At 63.9% G+C, this 15,569-nt stretch carries 18 protein-coding genes; 8 read left to right on the forward strand and 10 right to left on the reverse strand.

Annotated elements, in window-relative coordinates; all coding sequences use genetic code 11:
• Window positions 1-15: 15 nt before the first annotated feature.
• The gene (locus tag LB552_RS14350; RefSeq protein WP_095766979.1) at window positions 16-627 is read left to right on the forward strand and encodes a TIGR00730 family Rossman fold protein; all 612 of its coding nucleotides are present in this window, start codon (window positions 16-18) and stop codon (window positions 625-627) included.
• Between the two features lie 90 nt (window positions 628-717).
• Here the strand turns inward: LB552_RS14350 and LB552_RS14355 are convergent, their stop codons facing one another.
• Window positions 718-1,608 carry a LysR family transcriptional regulator gene (locus tag LB552_RS14355; RefSeq protein WP_224607297.1) on the reverse strand — a complete coding sequence of 297 codons (891 nt, stop codon included), beginning with the start codon at window positions 1,606-1,608 and terminating at the stop codon, window positions 718-720.
• A gap of 114 nt (window positions 1,609-1,722) precedes the next feature.
• On the opposite strand from LB552_RS14355, the gene LB552_RS14360 reads away from it, so the two are divergent.
• Window positions 1,723-2,013 carry a muconolactone Delta-isomerase family protein gene (locus LB552_RS14360; protein WP_224607300.1) on the forward strand — a complete coding sequence of 97 codons (291 nt, stop codon included), beginning with the start codon at window positions 1,723-1,725 and terminating at the stop codon, window positions 2,011-2,013.
• A 27-nt stretch (window positions 2,014-2,040) separates the two neighbouring features.
• On the opposite strand, the gene LB552_RS14365 is transcribed toward LB552_RS14360, so the two are convergent.
• Both LB552_RS14365 and LB552_RS14370 read right to left on the reverse strand, forming a co-directional pair.
• Window positions 2,041-2,892 carry a hypothetical protein gene (locus tag LB552_RS14365; RefSeq protein ID WP_224607303.1) on the reverse strand — a complete coding sequence of 284 codons (852 nt, stop codon included), beginning with the start codon at window positions 2,890-2,892 and terminating at the stop codon, window positions 2,041-2,043.
• A 66-nt stretch (window positions 2,893-2,958) separates the two neighbouring features.
• A complete protein-coding gene (locus LB552_RS14370; RefSeq protein WP_224607306.1) occupies window positions 2,959-3,333 on the reverse strand; it encodes a hypothetical protein in 375 nt (124 codons plus the stop codon).
• Window positions 3,334-3,495: 162 nt separating this feature from the next.
• On the opposite strand from LB552_RS14370, the gene LB552_RS14375 reads away from it, so the two are divergent.
• Both LB552_RS14375 and LB552_RS14380 read left to right on the forward strand, forming a co-directional pair.
• Entirely contained in the window at window positions 3,496-4,266 is a 771-nt protein-coding gene (locus LB552_RS14375; protein WP_224607309.1) for a pyrroline-5-carboxylate reductase, read from the forward strand.
• 186 nt (window positions 4,267-4,452) lie between these two features.
• Entirely contained in the window at window positions 4,453-5,481 is a 1,029-nt protein-coding gene (locus LB552_RS14380) for an isopenicillin N synthase family dioxygenase (RefSeq protein WP_224607312.1), read from the forward strand.
• Window positions 5,482-5,588: 107 nt separating this feature from the next.
• Here the strand turns inward: LB552_RS14380 and LB552_RS14385 are convergent, their stop codons facing one another.
• Window positions 5,589-5,813 (reverse strand): GntR family transcriptional regulator, encoded by a 225-nt coding sequence (locus LB552_RS14385; protein WP_224607343.1) that lies wholly within the window; start codon window positions 5,811-5,813, stop codon window positions 5,589-5,591.
• A gap of 132 nt (window positions 5,814-5,945) precedes the next feature.
• Here LB552_RS14385 and LB552_RS29630 point away from each other — a divergent pair, with 132 nt between their 5' ends.
• Window positions 5,946-6,077: a hypothetical protein gene (locus LB552_RS29630; protein ID WP_263481625.1), complete on the forward strand. Its 132-nt coding sequence runs from the start codon at window positions 5,946-5,948 to the stop codon at window positions 6,075-6,077.
• Window positions 6,064-6,846, forward strand: coding sequence for a glucose 1-dehydrogenase (locus tag LB552_RS14390; protein WP_224607346.1), 783 nt, complete (start codon window positions 6,064-6,066; stop codon window positions 6,844-6,846). Before LB552_RS29630 ends, LB552_RS14390 begins: the two co-directional genes overlap by 14 nt.
• 32 nt (window positions 6,847-6,878) lie before the next feature.
• Here LB552_RS14390 and LB552_RS14395 read toward each other — a convergent pair whose 3' ends face one another.
• The 4 genes from LB552_RS14395 to LB552_RS14410 form a co-directional block, all read right to left on the reverse strand.
• Window positions 6,879-7,361, reverse strand: a complete 483-nt coding sequence (locus tag LB552_RS14395; protein ID WP_224607349.1) for a DoxX family protein — start codon at window positions 7,359-7,361, stop codon at window positions 6,879-6,881.
• Between the two features lie 258 nt (window positions 7,362-7,619).
• Window positions 7,620-8,081, reverse strand: coding sequence for a tetratricopeptide repeat protein (locus LB552_RS14400; RefSeq protein WP_224607352.1), 462 nt, complete (start codon window positions 8,079-8,081; stop codon window positions 7,620-7,622).
• Window positions 8,082-8,117: 36 nt separating this feature from the next.
• On the reverse strand, window positions 8,118-9,089 hold the full coding sequence (locus tag LB552_RS14405; RefSeq protein WP_224607369.1) for an MBL fold metallo-hydrolase: 972 nt from the start codon (window positions 9,087-9,089) through the stop codon (window positions 8,118-8,120).
• A 304-nt stretch (window positions 9,090-9,393) separates the two neighbouring features.
• The gene (locus LB552_RS14410) at window positions 9,394-9,615 is read right to left on the reverse strand and encodes a DUF680 domain-containing protein (RefSeq protein ID WP_224525096.1); all 222 of its coding nucleotides are present in this window, start codon (window positions 9,613-9,615) and stop codon (window positions 9,394-9,396) included.
• Window positions 9,616-10,036: 421 nt separating this feature from the next.
• On the opposite strand from LB552_RS14410, the gene LB552_RS14415 reads away from it, so the two are divergent.
• Together LB552_RS14415 and LB552_RS14420 are read left to right on the forward strand one after the other, a co-directional pair.
• A complete protein-coding gene (locus LB552_RS14415) occupies window positions 10,037-12,574 on the forward strand; it encodes an EAL domain-containing protein (protein WP_224607701.1) in 2,538 nt (845 codons plus the stop codon).
• Window positions 12,575-12,764: 190 nt separating this feature from the next.
• A complete protein-coding gene (locus LB552_RS14420; RefSeq protein ID WP_224607372.1) occupies window positions 12,765-13,760 on the forward strand; it encodes a transporter in 996 nt (331 codons plus the stop codon).
• A 4-nt stretch (window positions 13,761-13,764) separates the two neighbouring features.
• On the opposite strand, the gene LB552_RS14425 is transcribed toward LB552_RS14420, so the two are convergent.
• Together LB552_RS14425 and rarD are read right to left on the reverse strand one after the other, a co-directional pair.
• Complete coding sequence (locus tag LB552_RS14425; protein WP_224607375.1) at window positions 13,765-14,451, reverse strand: glutathione S-transferase; 687 nt, start codon at window positions 14,449-14,451, stop codon at window positions 13,765-13,767.
• A 35-nt stretch (window positions 14,452-14,486) separates the two neighbouring features.
• Window positions 14,487-15,416, reverse strand: a complete 930-nt coding sequence (gene rarD, locus LB552_RS14430; protein ID WP_224607378.1) for an EamA family transporter RarD — start codon at window positions 15,414-15,416, stop codon at window positions 14,487-14,489.
• Window positions 15,417-15,569: the final 153 nt, after the last annotated feature.

Below are 15,569 nucleotides of genomic sequence, written 5' to 3' on the forward strand. Positions count from 1 at the left end.
TCACCAATCATCGCCATGAACACGATTCGATCCGTCTGCGTCTATTGCGGCTCGTCTCCGGGCCGCGACGAGGCCTATATCAAGGCCGGCCACACACTTGGCCGCTCGCTTGCCAAATCCGGGTTGCGCCTCATCTATGGCGGCGGCACCAAGGGCATCATGGGCGCTGTCGCCGACGGCGCGCTCAAGGCCGGCGGCAAGGTCACCGGCATCATCCCGCGCTTCCTGATCAACAAGGAGGCGACCGAGACCGCGCTCGACAAGCTCGACGAACTCTTGATCACCGACAACATGCACGAGCGCAAGCATAGCATGTTCGAGAAATCCGACGCCTTTGTGGCGCTGCCGGGCGGCATCGGCACGGTTGAGGAGATCGTCGAGATCATGACCTGGGCGCAGCTCGGCCACCACCGCAAGCCTATCGTCTTCGCCAACGTCAAAGGTTTCTGGGACCCGATGCTGACACTGATCGAGCATATGTCCGAGGAAGGCTTCATCCACACCGCGCATAAGGTGAAGCCGCTGGTGGTCGACGACCCGGAAGCGATCGTCGCCGCCATCATGGTGGCGGGCTCGTCGGTCGACGCGCCGACGGAAGGGGTGCAGTCGGTGATCGACAAAATGTAGGAAATAGGAATTGGGCAGTAGGCAATAGGGAAAGACGACCCCTACTGCCTACTGCCTACTGCCTACTGCCTACTGCCTACTGCCTACTGCCTACTGCCTACTGCCTACTGCCCTCCTCAAATCGGCAATCGCCGCCCTCCGATCATTGCGCCGCCAGGCAAGGTGGATCTCAACGCTGCGCTTGAACCAGAACAGGTCCCGGAAGACGATGCCGGGAGGCGCGGTCGAGCGCAGGCTTTCCTGTACCGTCGCCAGGCCCAGCCCGGCGCTGACAAGGCCAAGCGAAGTCAAGGGATCGGCGGTCTCATAGGCGATATCGGGCATGAAACCGGATTCGGCGCAGGCCGCCAGGAACTGCGCGCGGTTGGTGTCGCCAGGCTGGCGCACGACTGTGATCCAAACGCGGCCGTCGAGATGGCCGGGCGCGATGTCGGCGACATCGGCGAGCGGATCGCCTTCCGGGATTGCCAGCACCAACGGCTCGCGCCGCACCAATATGCTCTCGATATCCGGATCGCGTTGCGGCGCCGGCGTATAGACGAAACCGAGGTCGAGGACGCGCTGCCTCAGATCTTCGAACTGCGCAGCCGTCCGCCGGCTGCGCAACTGTAAATGAAAATCCGGCCGCGCGCGGCGGAAATCCCGCAGCATGTCCGCGATCAGCCCCGCATGCACCGCGCCTTCGACATAGCCGATGGCGAGGCTGCCAGCGGCGCCGCTGGCAAGGTTGCGGCCGAGCTCTTCCAGGCGCGCAGCATTGGCAAGCAGCGCTCGGGCTTCGGCAAGAAAGGCCCTGCCTTCGGCATTGAGGTGGACACGCTGCCTCGCCCGCTCGAACAAGGCGACACCGAGCTGTTCCTCGAGTTGGATGATCTGCCGGCTCAAGGGCGATTGCGAGATGTGCAACTGCTCGGCGGCACGGCCGACATTGCCGGCCTCAGCCACGGCCACGAAATATCTGATCTGGCGCAGGTCGAGCATCTTCACCTCCAAGACCAGTCCTGAGAAGTCTCAACTATATCCTAATCAGTCTTAGACAGTCTAATCATGTGGCGCGATACCTTCCAGCATCAACCGGCCACAAAGGAGATCGCCATGCAGTTCTTTGCCCTGCTCACCCGCAACACCCAGAAGTTCGGCGATGCCGATTTCGCGCCGCTGCTGCCGCCCGAGTCCGAGCAGCGCAAGACGCTCTATGCGCAAGGCGCCGTGCGCCAGATCTGGAACCGCGGCGACGTTCCCGGCACTGGCATAATGTTCGAGGCGGCCGACGAGAAGGAAGTGCGCGGCCATCTCGCCACGCTGCCGTTGATCGAGGCCGGGATGATGGACATCGCGGCCATCGTGCCGCTCAACCCCTATCCCGGTTTCGGGCCGAAGCGGTAAAGCAGCTGCGGCGGCCCACCTGTCAGCCTACCCGCGACCGAAAAGACGACTGAAAAACCCGGGGCGCGCGCCGCTGTAGCGCTCGGGCAGAGGGCGGGTGAGCAGGAACTGTTCGTGGCCTTCGACGGTCTCGGTACCGCGATAGCTGCATTGCAGCGACCTTGCCAGCGGAACGATTTCCTTCAGCACGGAGCCGAAACCCTCGCCGTCGATCGGCACGTCCTTCGCCATCCTTAGCTCACGCGAGACTATCTCCAGACTCAAGAAGCGGTAGCCGCGCTTTTCAAGTTCGGCGCGCAGCTTCGCCAGAGAAGGCTCGGCACCCCAGAACTCGAAGCGTGTCGGCCGGATGCGGGCATCCGCGGCGACGTCCAGCCGGAGGTCGCCTATCGCCTCGGCGGGAAGGATGAGCGGCGCCAGCGCGGCAAGCGAATGCTGTTCCAGCGTGAGCGGAAAGGCCAGCGCCTCAGCGGTCTTGCCAGCTATCCGTTCGAAACCGGCAATGTCTTCGGTCGTAAAATAGAAATCGCGGCCGCCCTCGCCATGCTGTTCGGCGATATAACAGGCTGGGCAGTTTGCGGCAGCCAGATCCTGGCAAAGCTTTTCGAGGAAAGCGTAGTTTCGCTGCGATCCCTCGGGCGTCAGCAGAGCGTCTCGCGCCGTCAACTCGTCTGCGCGTGGCGCGAGCTTCAGGCGCAGGATCGGCAGCGAGGCGGCGGCCCGCAGCAGCGCCATGTTCACCCGCGTATGGATGAAGAGCTCGCCGCCATCGGGGCGGTAGCGTACCAGGGCGCGATGCGGTTCGGCCTCGCGGATGACCTCTTCCGTCTCATCGTTCGAGACCTGTTCGCCGGTGACCGGAAATTGAAGCAAAGTCATGCGATTGCCCCCAAATCGCGTTGATCGAGCCATCCTGCCAGTTTGTTGCGACCTAGCCTAGATGCCTCACGGCCAGGCGTCCTGCATCGCATTCAGAGACAGCCACGCCATCGCGGGAAGCGCGACGAGCAGCGCCAGCCGCATCCCCGCGGATCGCGCTTGGTCCGGCTCGTGGCGCTGAAACCGGCGCCAGATCTGGAATGCCGCGGCGAGAATGAGCAGCGCATAGAAGCCGGCGAGCACCCAAAGGGCTGTCTGGCCGGATATCGCAATGCCGTTTTTCTCGAGCAGCTTGCCGATCAGCATCACCGGCCCGGCAACGAAGAAGGCAATGGCAATGCCGAACAGGAAGCCGATCATGGCGCCCAGGAACGATGTGGCCGACATTGCCACAAGCACCGCCATCAGGATGAGCAGAGTGATGAACGCGCGCTGGCTCATGGCCGCACTCCCCGATCGAATGCCCCGGAATCTATCAGTCTGGCCTTAATTGCGCGTAACAGTTGGAATCCTTGCCAGCGCGGTCGGACCGGGCCTCCCCTTGCCGGCAACGGAACCGTCGCTATTGTCGGCGGCGATCCGAAAACAGAGGCGAAAACTTCCATGAAACTTGGCTTTGTCGGCACGGGCGCGTTGAGCTCGGCCATTGTCGCGGGGCTGAAATCGCTGCCGGGGGAGACGACGCCGGTGGTGGTCTCGCCGCGCAACGAGGCGATCGCCGCCGAGCTTGCCGCGCGTTATCCGGACGTGCGCATCGCTACCGACAACCAGGCCGTGCTCGACGATTGCGACACCGTGATGCTGGCGGTGCGGCCGCAGATCGCGCGCGAGGTGCTGAAGGAACTGCGGTTCCGGCCGGACCATCACGTCGTTAGCCTGATCGCCACCGTGTCGCGCGAGGAGATCGCCGCGCTTGTCGCGCCAGCGGTACAGGTGACGAAAGCCCTGCCCATGCCGATGATCGCCCGGCTGCAGGGCGCGACGATCATCTGCCCGCCGGACGCGATGGCGGCGGCGTTCTTCGGCAGGCTTGGCGGCGTGATCGAGGTCGAGGACCAAAGCGAGTTCGATGCGCTGAGCGTCGTCACCGCGACCTATGCCAGCTATTTCAAATATCTCGACACGATCCACGCCTGGGTGCGCAGCCAGGGTGTTTCGGGCGACAGGGCACGCGACTACATCACCAGCATCTTCAAGGCGCTGGCCAATGCGCCGGATACGGCGCCGGACGAAGATTTTATGCATCTTGCGCAGGACTATGCGACGCGCGGCGGCATCAACGAGCAGGTGCTGCGCGAGCTGACCGAGCGCGGAACATTCGATGCCTTCGCGGAAAGCCTGGAGCGGGTGCATCGGCGCATTGCGGGGAAGTAGCCGGAGGACCCAAGCGGCGATTGCCGATCACTCTGTCGGCAGCATCCGCGGCGACGGCCTCGGCGCGCTGAGCCGGTCGCCAAGCCCGACCGCTCGAACAACGCCAACTCTGCCGCGGCTTGTCATCGCGCATGCGCTTCTCCACGATTGCGGCACACGGCTCCCAAGAACCGCTAGGATCATGAGATGAGTGACACTATCCCCGCCATCGACATCGCGCCGCTGTTCGGCCCGACTTCGCCCGCACGCGACGAGGCCGACCGCCAGATCTTCACTGCTGCCTCCGGCATCGGCTTCATGACTGCGCGCGGCTTTCCGGGCGCGGAGCTTCTGACGCGCGAGCGGCGCGGCGAGCTCCTGAAGATCTTCGATTTGCCGGATGCGGAAAAGCGGAAGCTGCTGCGCTGGAATTTCGACCCCTCGAAATCGAACTATTATCGCGGCTGGTTCCCGCTGCAGCCGACTGCGGTGTCCTACAAGGAAGGCATCGACATGGGGCCGGACATCGCCCATGCCGACGCCGGGTTCGCGCCCGACGATCCGCTGCTCGAGCGCACGCCGCTTCCCGCCGAGGCCGATGTTCCAGGATGGAAGGCGGCCGCCGCGCATTACTACCGCTCGATGGAGAAGGTCGGCGCGGCGCTGATGGGCTCGATCGCGCGCAGCCTCGGGCTTGAGGACGGTATTTTCGACGGCCATTTCCGGGGCGGCATCTCGACGCTTAGGCTGATCCGCTATCCGCTGCGCAGCGAGGACGGCGCGGTCGACCTGTCGAAGCCTGAATATTGGGTCATGCACAAGGGCGAGCGGCGGCTGGTCATCGGCCGTGAGCATGCCGATTCCGGCTTCGTGACACTTTTAGCGCAGGACGGCGTCGAAGGCCTGCAGGCCAGGAGCCATGCCGGCGAATGGATCGACGTACCGCCCGCCGACGGCTCGCTGGCGGTGAATTTCGGCCAGCTGCTGGAACGCTGGACCGGCGGCGTGGTGCAGGCGACGCGCCACCGGGTGATCGCGCCGAAGACGGCGCGTTACTCCATTCCCTTCTTCTATGAGCCGCGCGTCGACGCCGAGATCGCGCCGCTGCCGATCAAAGGCGCCAGCGACTTCGCGCCGTTCCTCTATGGCGATTACCTGTGGGAGTCGGCGACCAACTTCGTCGAGATGGCCGGCGTCAAGACTTTGCGCAAGCCAAGGCGGCCGGCCGCCACCTGAATGCCAATGCCTGCCGAGAGCGCGGCAGAAGCTCGATGATGAATGGCGCGGGGTGGCACTGGCGCGCAACCAGCCCAGTACCGAAGGGTCCAAGAAATTCCAGTCCTTCAGCGGGGCGGATGCGAGCCGCGCCGCGGGCGGGTGAGCGGCAGACCCTTGGCCGACAGGATCTTCACCGCTTCGCGCGCGGCCCTTCGGCTGGCGCCGAAGCGGGCGCAGATCTCTTCCTCGCCAAGCAGCGTCGCGCCGGACGAAAACAGCCCGCCGAGTATCTCGCGGCCGAGGCTGTTGGGTATGTCATCCGTCACCGATGAGGTCTGGTTGCCCGCCATTTGTCCCGGCCCGTTCGAGTCTGCCGCCGAGTGTTACACGTGCGGGATCGACCGCACCGACTAATTGCCAGGGCGGCACAGCCCGCTTGTTAGTCCGATTTATCAGATGAATCGGTTGAATGGAGCCGGGCTTTGCTGCTAGCTGTGCGAGGAACAATCCCGGCACCCCTGCTCAGCAACACTTTGCTGCTCGCCGAGGCCCGCAAGGTCAAACTGGCCAGCGACAAATCGCAATCGATGAAGGTGCAAATTGCGTTCGACTGATTATCTCGGCCGTCTCTTCGGCCTTGAAGGCCGGCATGCCTTCGTCACCGGCGCCAGTCGCGGGCTGGGGCTCGCCTTCGCGGAGGCATTGGCTGCCGCGGGCGCACGCGTCACAATCGGCGGCCGCAAGGCGGACGAGTTGAAGGCCGCCGGCGACCGTTTGCGCGCCGAAGGCTACACGGTGGCGGAAGCGGTTATCGACGTCACCGACACGCAGTCGGTCGACGCGGCGATCGCGGCTTCGGAAGCCGGCACCGCGCCGATCGACATCCTCGTCAACAATGCCGGCATCCAGCGCCGCGCGCCGCTCGAGACCTTTTCCGACGCCGACTGGGACGCGCTGATGGCGACCAATCTCGACGGTGTCTTCAAGGTGAGCCGGGCGACGGTCAAAGGGATGATTGCGCGCGGCAAGGGCGTGATCATCAACGTGTCGTCGGTGCAGAGCGCGCTCGCCCGGCCCTCGATCGCGCCTTACGCGGCGAGCAAGGGCGCCATTACCATGCTGACCAAGTCGATGGCCGGCGAATGGGGCCAGCACGGCGTGCGCGTCAACGCCATCGCGCCCGGCTATTTCAAGACCGAGCTCAACGCAGCATTGGTCGCCGACGAGAAATTCTCCACCTGGCTCGCCGGCCGCACCCCGATGCGGCGCTGGGGCGATGTCGAAGAGTTGGCGGGCGCGGCGGTTTTCCTGGCGTCGGATGCGGCAAGCTTCGTGACGGGACAGACGCTGCTGGTGGATGGCGGGATCACGAGCGTGTTGTGAGAGGCCGCCCTCACCTCACGCGGACCCGCGTCTCAAACCGGCAAGCTCGTCTCGCCCACCGACGGATGCTGCTCGACGGGCGGATCGATCTTGGTGTCCTTCGCGAACCCAGTCAGCACCCAGTCCATCGACAGCCTGCCGGAACCGGCGAGCGCCAGGATGAACATGCCGCCGGCAATGGCGAGGTCCTTCTCGAAATGCAGCAATTCGTTCTGGCTGGCGAAGTTGGTGTGGAAGAGGCCGGCCGTCATCAGGCAGAACAGGCCGAGCCCGACCGCGCCCAGCCGCGCCAGGATGCCGAGCGCCACCGACAGACCGGCGCCAAGCTGCAACGCGATGGTGGCGAAAAGCAGCGGCGTGCCGACGCCGAGCGCGGCCATCGCCTTCTCAGCGCCCTCGAAATGGGTCGCCAGCTGCAGGCCTTCATGCACGAAGATCAGCGACAGCAGCAGCCGGCCGGCAAGCAGGACGACGTCGCTGGCGTGAAGTTTTTCGGCAAGTTCGATCGGTGTCATGGTCGGCTCCAGTCTTTGGAAACAGGCATCTGGTATGAGCGGGGGCGCCACGCCGATGGACGTGCGCCTGCAAGTGCTCGAGGTTGAAAGGTCGGAGTCGGCGCGAGGGAGAGGAACGCCGGCTCCGGTTTTCGGGCGCGCTACCGCCGTGGCGCCCAAAAGTCGGCACCGGGGGCAAGGTCAGTGCCTGCTCCCTCTCCGGCCGCTCCGCGGCAGTTCTCCGCCACCTTGTGGGGGCGAGGATCAGGGCGTGCGGCCTTACTTCGTCACCTTGGTGTCGATGGCCTGCTTGAGGTCGGAGAGCTCCTCGCAGCCTGCCGGGCAGAGCTTTTGCAGCGAGGCGAGCTGCTCGTTGGCCTTGGCCATGTCGCCGGTCTCGACATAGAGCTCGCCCAGATATTCATGCGCGGCCTTGTGGTCGGGCTGCAGCTCCAGCGCCTTGGTGTAATAGGTCAGCGAGGTCTGGTAGTCGCCGGTCTTGCGCAGCGTGAAGCCGAGCAGATTGTAGACGTCGGCCTGTTGGTTGTCCTGCGCAAGGTCGCGCAGATCGGCCAGCGCGCCCTTATAGTCCTTGGCCTCGATCTTGGCTTTCACCGCCGTCAGGTCCGGCGCGTCGGCGCCTTCGATGTCGTCCACGGCATAAGCCGGACCGGCGATGGCGATCGGGGCCGCGGTCAAGACCGCAATGGCACCGAGCACCGCGAAAAGTGCGTGTTTCATTGTAGCTGTCGCTTTCTGTTCAGGATCCGATTCAAATCAGATCTGGGTTGGGGTGAAGGCGTAGGCATTGCCGTCCTTGACGAAGCTGCCTGTGCCGGGGAACGGGAAGTGGGAGCCGCAGATGCGGACATTGTCGGCAATCACCTGGTCGATGATCCGGTGGCGCGTGGCGATCGCCATCGGCCCGTCCTGGTCGTAGGCGCCCTGCCATTCGGGATGCGGGGCGAGCAGCGCCGGCACGTACATGGTGTCGGCCGAGACGAGGAACTGCTCGGAGCCGGCATCGACATGGTAGACGGAATGGCCGGGCGTGTGGCCGGGCGCCGCCATGATGCGGATGCCGGGCACCACTTCAGTGCCGTCGTCGACCAGCTTCCAGTTCTTCCATTTCGGGAAGTTCTCGGCGATGCGCTTGCCCGCGGGCTTGCGGCCCTCGGGCAGCTTGGCCAGACGGCTCGGATCGGCCCACCAATTATACTCGGTGGCGTTGACGATCAGCTCGGCATTCGGGAACACCGGATCGTTGGTGCCCTTTTCCATCAGGCCCCAGACATGGTCGGGATGGAAATGCGAGATCATGATGGTGTCGATCGCCTTGTAGTCGATGCCGGCCGCCTTCATGTTGGCCGGCAGATGCGTGGCGTTGGCCTGCCATTGGCCGACGCCGGAGCCGGCGTCCATCATGATGGTGCGGCCGTTCATCTTGAGCACCACGACGGTGAGCGGGATCGGCATGAATTCCGTCGTCAGTCCCGCCTTGGCGAGTGCCGCCTTGGTGTCGTCGATCGACACGTCCTTTATGAAGGCCGGGTCGTGCGGCTTGCGCCAGATGCCGTCATAGACCGCGGTGACTTCGAGTGACCCGACCTTGTATTTGTAGAAGCCGACCAGCGGCTCGACCGGGGTTTCGGCGTAAGCCGCGGGCGCGAATTCCAGCTTGCCGGCAATGCCGAAGGCGGCAGCGGCGGCGGCGGATCCCAGCACCATGCGACGCGTCATGTTGAACATCGGAAATCTCCTCTAATGGCTGCGGGTTGTTTCAGGTTTCAGGCGGTAGTCCATTGGTTTGCCGCATGTCGTTGTCCCAAAACCGCTGCGCACTTTTGGGCGACATGCAGGGAATGGCGGAGGGCCCGGTGCTGCCCTCCGCCAAGACTGCGGAAACCGGCGCCGACCGGTCCGACTGAAGACCGACCGGCGCCGAGGAGATCAGGACTTGTGGTTTTCCGACCCGGCGAGGCGTGCCTTCCCCGCCGCGATCAGAACCCTTCGCCCCGAGCTCCGGAGCGAGGACCTTTCGGTTCCCGCCGGCTCAGTGACCCCAAATGCCCTGGCCGGGCTCTTCCGCAGCAATCCTGGCCGCCGGCTTCGTGACGTGGCGGGCCATTTCGGGCCTCGCGATGGAGGCGGTGGTGGTGGTGTCGACGACGGCAGCCTGCTGGCCGCCATTCGTCCAGGAGAAGTGATCGCTGCCGGCAAAGGCGCTGCCGGTGACAACCAGGATGGCGACTGCGGCAAAGGCGGTTCTGTTCATGTGCGTATTCCTTCCGGGTTGGTTGATGCGTGCCTAGGGAGGATGGCCTCGCTACAGCCAAGACCCGGAAGGCCCGGGCTTTATTCCCCGGGGGCGGAAAGAATTTTTTGGAGGCAACGGAAGATCACGATTTTTGCGCGATGAACGGCCCGGTTAGCCGGCGTTAATCATGGCTTGAGTTTGTTGGCTCAAGGCAAGCCTCCAGGCCGCGAATGGCGCAACTTGAGGCGGGCATGGAAGTTCTAATTTAAGCACTTTCCTTTAACTCCGATCGATGGCGCATCGTCCTCCGATCGACGGAGCGTCGCCCAGGAAAGCTATTCGGGTTGAATTGACCGCGACAAATTTCAACATCGGTCGTATCAGGCAGGCCGTTTTCTCTTCCGCCAACGTGCCGGCGGCGATTGCCTTCGTCGTGCTCATGATCTGCGCGATCTTCGTCGACCAGCAGAACAAAACGGTTTCCGATCAACTCACGCGCGCCGACGTCCTCTACAAGGTCAACATCATCCGCGCCAAGCTGGAAGGAAACATCAACGGCAATCTCCAGCTGGTTCAGGGCCTCGTCTCGGCCATCGTCACCGAGCCCTATATGGGGCAGCAGAGATTTGCCTCCCTCGCTGCCAATCTCTTCAAGCAGAAATCGCAGCTGCGCAACATTGGCGGCGCGCCGGATCTCGTCATTTCGCTGATGTATCCGATGGAGGGCAACGAGAAGGCGATCGGGCTCGACTACCGCAAGAACGAGGCGCAACGCTTGGCGGCGCTTAGGGCGCGCGACCAGCGCATATCGGTACTTGCCGGTCCCGTCGACCTCAGGCAGGGCGGGCGCGCCTTCATCGGCCGGATTCCTGTCTTCGTGCCGACAGCGGGGGGCGGCGATCGCTTCTGGGGCCTTGTCTCGGCGGCTATCGACATCGATCGGCTCTACGCCGCAAGCGGCCTCACCGACCCCGGTCTCGACATAGATGTGGCGCTTACCGGAAAGGATGCGCTTGGCGGTGGCGGCCAGCGCTTCTTTGGTGGCGCCGACATCGTCAAGAACAATCCGGTGACGGCAGAAGTGCAGCTGCCGTTCGGTTCCTGGCAGATATCGGCAATCCCAAAGGGCGGTTGGCCGACCGTGCCGAAGAACGAGCGGGTCTTGCAGGCGCTCATGGCGCTCGCCGCCGTGCTGGTGGTGCTGCCTATCCTGGTGGCCGGACGGCTGTTCGGCGAAAGGCAGAAAAACTATGCCGAATTGAGGCGCCTGTCCGGGAGGCTGGAACTGGCTCTGGAGGCTTCAGGCATCGGCGTGTGGGAGCAAGACCTCGTCACCGACGAGCTGCTGTGGGACGATCGCGTCAATGAGATCTACAGCAAGCCCGCGGATGGGAAGCCGCGCGGCTACGACGACTGGGCACTGGCGATCCACCCCGAGGATATCGCGCGGGCACAGCGCGAGTTCGACCTTGCCGTGGCTGCAAAAGGTCCCTACTCGTCGCAGTATCGACTGCTTCGCCCAGACGGCACCGTCCGCCATGTTCGGGCGCGTGCAAGCTACTTCCAGGACAGCGACGGCACGCCGAAGATGGTCGGGGCCGAATGGGACGTGACCAGCGACGTTCTGCTCAACGAGAATCTGGTGCGTGAACGGCAATTGTCGGAATCGAAGAATGCCGAACTCAAGACCGCCAAGGCGCGCATCGAGCATGTTGCGCTGCACGATTCGCTAACAGGCCTGCCCAATCGCCGTTACCTCGACGAGATGCTGGCCAATTCGCCCGAGGATCGCACTGCGCTGCTGCATCTCGACCTCGACCGCTTCAAGCACATCAACGACACGCTCGGCCATGCGGCGGGCGACGCCATGCTCATGCATGCCTCGAAGGTCATCAAAGCCAACGTCCGGGCAGGCGACTTCGTGGCGCGCATCGGCGGAGACGAGTTCGTTGTGGTGTGCCAGGGGCGCGATGACAATGAACTCGCCGCGCTGGCGGACCGTATTATCGAAGAAATGCGCCAGCCCGTCGACTATAAAGGCCACCAATGCCGGTTCGGGGTCAGCATCGGGATTGCGGCGCTTAGCGGCGTCGATGCAAAGCAGCTGCTGGTCAACGCCGATCTCGCGCTCTATCGAGCCAAGAGCCGCGGTCGCAATCGTTATGAGTTCTTCAATGAAGAGCTGCAGAGCGAGATCGTCAGGACCAAGCAGACCGCGGACGAGATCCTGGGCGGGCTGGAGCGCAACGAATTCATCGCTTACTACCAACCACAGTTCGATGCGAAGACCCTCGAGATCGTCGGCGTCGAGGCGCTGGCTCGCTGGCGCCATCCAAGACGCGGCATCCTCGCCCCCGACATCTTCCTCAAAGTGGCCGAGGAATTGAATGTGGTCTCGCTGATCGACCGCACGATTCTCGAACAAACGCTGCAGAATTTCCAGCGCTGGTCGCGCGACGGTCTCAACATCCCGCGCTTTTCCGTCAACGTCTCGGCACGAAGGCTGGAGGACAAAGACCTGATCAACGGCCTGCGCAAGCTGCCGATCAAGGAGGGAACCGTCTCATTCGAGCTCGTGGAATCGATTTTCCTGGACGAAAATGACGAGCTTGTCGCCTGGAACATCGAGCACATCAAGGAACTCGGGATCGACATCGAGATCGACGATTTTGGCACGGGCCATGCATCCGTCGTCAGCCTGCTCAAACTGCAACCGAGCCGTCTCAAGATCGACCGGCAGCTCGTCACGCCGATAACCGGCTCGGCGCCGCAGCGGCGGCTGGTGTCGTCAATCATCGAGATCGGCAAATCGCTCGGCATCGGCGTCGTGGCGGAAGGCGTCGAGACGATGGAACATGCGCGCATCCTGAAGGACCTCGGCTGCGACATCCTGCAAGGCTACGCATTCGGGCGCCCGATGGACGCAAAATCCTTTAGGACCTTCGCCATATCGCGCAAATGGCTGGCCACGGCATAGCGGACGATGCGAGCTGCCGTTGACAGCACCGCCGCCGGCCGCGCGGGTTGTCCAGCAACGATAGGACAGCCTTGTCGAGAGTGACAGCGGCTGCAGTCATCGAACTGTCACACCAGGCGGCAACCTCCATGGTAGGTTTGCCGTGGCCGCCCCCGCGACCCCGACCGCATCAAGAGCCGGCGAAGCCGCCATGAACATCGCCCTCCCCGCCGAAGGCACCGACCTCTCGCCCTATTTGCCGGACGAGCACGGGCTGTTCTTCATCTACCATTTCAAGGCCGATGGAAGCCGCACCAAGGATCCAGCGGAGGCGCATTGGAGCTGGCGCAGCTACCAGATCACCGACATGCGCGCCCGCCAGGAGATCGGCGCCGAGCAGGCCCTGCCGGCGCCGGTGCGCGATGCCTTCCTGTCACCCAGCCATGGCTGCCAGATCGATTTCGAAGACGACTTCCTCTATGGCGACCTGCCCGACCTCAGGCACGATTTCGCCGAGGCGCGCGGGCTCACGCATTTCCGCTTCGCCTTCAACGACAGGATGCTGATCGGCGCCCGCAAGCAGCCGCTGGAATCGGTCGACAAGATCCGCAAGCTGGTGGAGAGCGGCACGCGAAAATTCCGCACGCCGGCCGAGCTGATCGAGGCGGTGATGGGCCAGTCGCTCGACGGCATGGCGGCCGAGCTCGACAAGATGGGCGACAGGCTCGACGGCATCGAGGACCGCATCGTGTGCGATGCATGGCACAATGAGCGCCAGGCGCTGGTCGACGCGCGCCGGCAGCTGGTGCTGATCCACCGGCAGATGGCGACGCTCACCAGTCTCTTTCGCCATCTCGACCATTCGCATCGCAACGAACTGCCCGACCCCATCAACGACATGGCGACCAGGCTCTCGCACCGGGCGCACACGCTGCATCACGACGGCGAGCAGTTGCAGGCGCGCACGCGCCTGTTGCAGGACGAGCTGATGGCCAAGCTGACCGAGCAGTCGAACCAGCTGCTCTATATCCTCTCCGTCATGACGGCGGTGCTGTTGCCGATGACCATCATCTCCGGCCTGTTCGGCATGAATGTCGGCGGATTGCCGCTGGTCGGCACGCCGCTGGGATTCTGGGTGGTGACGGCGATCTCGGTCGTCATCGCCGGCATCATCTATATGTTCGTGCGACGGCTGGGGCGCGTGTAGCGCTTCAGGCGGTCGCCCGCAAATCCTCGACGATCGTGCCGGCGGCACGGACTTCGGCTTCGTGGTCGGGCTCGCGCCACGTCTCGGCAAGTCCGGCCGCGTACCATTCGCGCATGGCCGGCAGGTCGAGCAGCCGCCGCGGATAGTTAGCCGCTTCGCCTTCGAAAGTCAGGCCATAGGACTGCGCCCTGAACGCGATGGGGGCGAAGAAGGCATCGACGGCACCAAAACGGTCGCCGGCCAGGAAAGGTCCGCCGAAACGCGCAAGGCCGTCGTTCCACAAATCTCCCATGCGGAAGATGTCGTGCTTCAGCGCGCCGGACATCGGCAATGGCGCGACGCGCACGCCGCAGCTCATCGGGCAGTCATTGCGCATCGCGGTGAAGCTCGAATGCATCTCGGCGGCGGCCGAGCGCGCCCACGCGCGCGCCTTCGCCTCCGCCGGCCAGACGCCCTGATGGCGTTCGGCCAGATATTCGACGATCGAGAGCGAATCCCAGACCGCCCAGCCGTCATCGACAAGGCAGGGCACCCGGCCGTTAGGCGAGAATTGTCGGTAGAGGTCGAAACTCGATCCGCTCGGGAACGGCGTCAACCGCTCCTCGAAGGGAATGTCGAGGACACGCATCAGCAGCCACGGCCGCAGCGACCAGGACGAATAGTTCTTGTTGCCGATATGCAGAACGTACATCAGTCCCCTGCCCTGTTTGATCCAACCCTAGACGGTTACTTTATCGCGGGCTCCGGCTGGCGGACCTCGCGGCCCCTGAACATCGACCATGAATACATCGCCAGCGCCGTCCAGATCAGCGCGAAGGCGATGGCTTGGGTGGTGCCGAACGGTTCATCGAAGATCAGCACGGCGATCAGGAACACCATGGTCGGCGCGATATATTGCATGATGCCGATGGTGGACAGGCGCAGCAGCCTGGCGCCGAAGGCAAACAGCAGCAACGGCACTGCGGTGACGGGACCGCAGCCGATCAACAAGGCCGTGTCGGAACCGGTGCTGGAGATGAAATGATCCTGGCCGGTGGCGATCAGGTAGACGATGTAGCAAAGCGCCGGCACCGAAAGCAAAAGCACTTCGAGCAGGAAGCCCTGGCTCGGGCCGATCGGCAGCGTCTTGCGGAAGAAACCGTAGGCGGCGAAGGAGAAGGCGAGCGCCAGCGATACCCATGGCAATTTGCCGGCCTCGACTGTGAGCACCGTCACCGCGATCGTGGCGAGCGCCACCGCGGCTATCTGCAGCCTGTCGAGCCGTTCGCCGAGCAGCACGGCGCCGACGACGACGCTGACCAGCGGGTTGATGTAATAGCCGAGCGCCGTCTCGACGGTGCGATCGACCGCGATCGCCCAGACATAGATGCCCCAGTTGATCGAGATCAGCACCGCCGTCAGCGCCGCCATGGCAAGACTTTTCGGCGAGCGGATCGCCGCCTTGAAGTCGGCGGTGCGGCCGGCCCAGATGAGCACCGCCGCGGCGATCGGCACCGACCAGACGACGCGGTTGGCGATCACCTCGGCAAGCGGCAGATGCGCCACCGCCTTCATGTAGAAGGGCAAGAGCCCCCAAAGGAAATAGGCGCCAAGCGCCAGGAGGAAGCCGCGGCGGCCTTTGGCATCCTGATCGAGATCGGCTGTAGCGGTGACCATGGCCTAACGCTATGGCCCAGCGGAGCGCCCAAGACCATCACAAAATTATGATGGATCAACGGAGTTTTGGTGATGGTTCGCAGTTCCTCGCCCCACGGAGTGGGGAGAGGTGGCCCGGCGAAGCCGGGACGGAGAGGGGTCGGCGCGGCGGCT

The sequence above is a fragment of the Mesorhizobium sp. CA7 genome (assembly GCF_020165015.1).
GTDB lineage: Bacteria > Pseudomonadota > Alphaproteobacteria > Rhizobiales > Rhizobiaceae > Mesorhizobium.

Excerpts from the sequence above, each read along its gene's own strand:
- LB552_RS14350 (WP_095766979.1), top strand. The coding sequence starts at position 16 with ATGAACACGATTCGATCCGTCTGCGTCTATTGCGGCTCGTCTCCGGGC.
- LB552_RS14355 (WP_224607297.1), bottom strand. The coding sequence starts at position 1,608 with ATGCTCGACCTGCGCCAGATCAGATATTTCGTGGCCGTGGCTGAGGCC.
- LB552_RS14360 (WP_224607300.1), top strand. The coding sequence starts at position 1,723 with ATGCAGTTCTTTGCCCTGCTCACCCGCAACACCCAGAAGTTCGGCGAT.
- LB552_RS14365 (WP_224607303.1), bottom strand. The coding sequence starts at position 2,892 with ATGACTTTGCTTCAATTTCCGGTCACCGGCGAACAGGTCTCGAACGAT.
- LB552_RS14370 (WP_224607306.1), bottom strand. The coding sequence starts at position 3,333 with ATGAGCCAGCGCGCGTTCATCACTCTGCTCATCCTGATGGCGGTGCTT.
- LB552_RS14375 (WP_224607309.1), top strand. The coding sequence starts at position 3,496 with ATGAAACTTGGCTTTGTCGGCACGGGCGCGTTGAGCTCGGCCATTGTC.
- LB552_RS14380 (WP_224607312.1), top strand. The coding sequence starts at position 4,453 with ATGAGTGACACTATCCCCGCCATCGACATCGCGCCGCTGTTCGGCCCG.
- LB552_RS14385 (WP_224607343.1), bottom strand. The coding sequence starts at position 5,813 with ATGGCGGGCAACCAGACCTCATCGGTGACGGATGACATACCCAACAGC.
- LB552_RS14395 (WP_224607349.1), bottom strand. The coding sequence starts at position 7,361 with ATGACACCGATCGAACTTGCCGAAAAACTTCACGCCAGCGACGTCGTC.
- LB552_RS14400 (WP_224607352.1), bottom strand. The coding sequence starts at position 8,081 with ATGAAACACGCACTTTTCGCGGTGCTCGGTGCCATTGCGGTCTTGACC.
- LB552_RS14405 (WP_224607369.1), bottom strand. The coding sequence starts at position 9,089 with ATGTTCAACATGACGCGTCGCATGGTGCTGGGATCCGCCGCCGCCGCT.
- LB552_RS14410 (WP_224525096.1), bottom strand. The coding sequence starts at position 9,615 with ATGAACAGAACCGCCTTTGCCGCAGTCGCCATCCTGGTTGTCACCGGC.
- LB552_RS14415 (WP_224607701.1), top strand. The coding sequence starts at position 10,037 with ATGATCTGCGCGATCTTCGTCGACCAGCAGAACAAAACGGTTTCCGAT.
- LB552_RS14420 (WP_224607372.1), top strand. The coding sequence starts at position 12,765 with ATGAACATCGCCCTCCCCGCCGAAGGCACCGACCTCTCGCCCTATTTG.
- LB552_RS14425 (WP_224607375.1), bottom strand. The coding sequence starts at position 14,451 with ATGTACGTTCTGCATATCGGCAACAAGAACTATTCGTCCTGGTCGCTG.
- rarD (WP_224607378.1), bottom strand. The coding sequence starts at position 15,416 with ATGGTCACCGCTACAGCCGATCTCGATCAGGATGCCAAAGGCCGCCGC.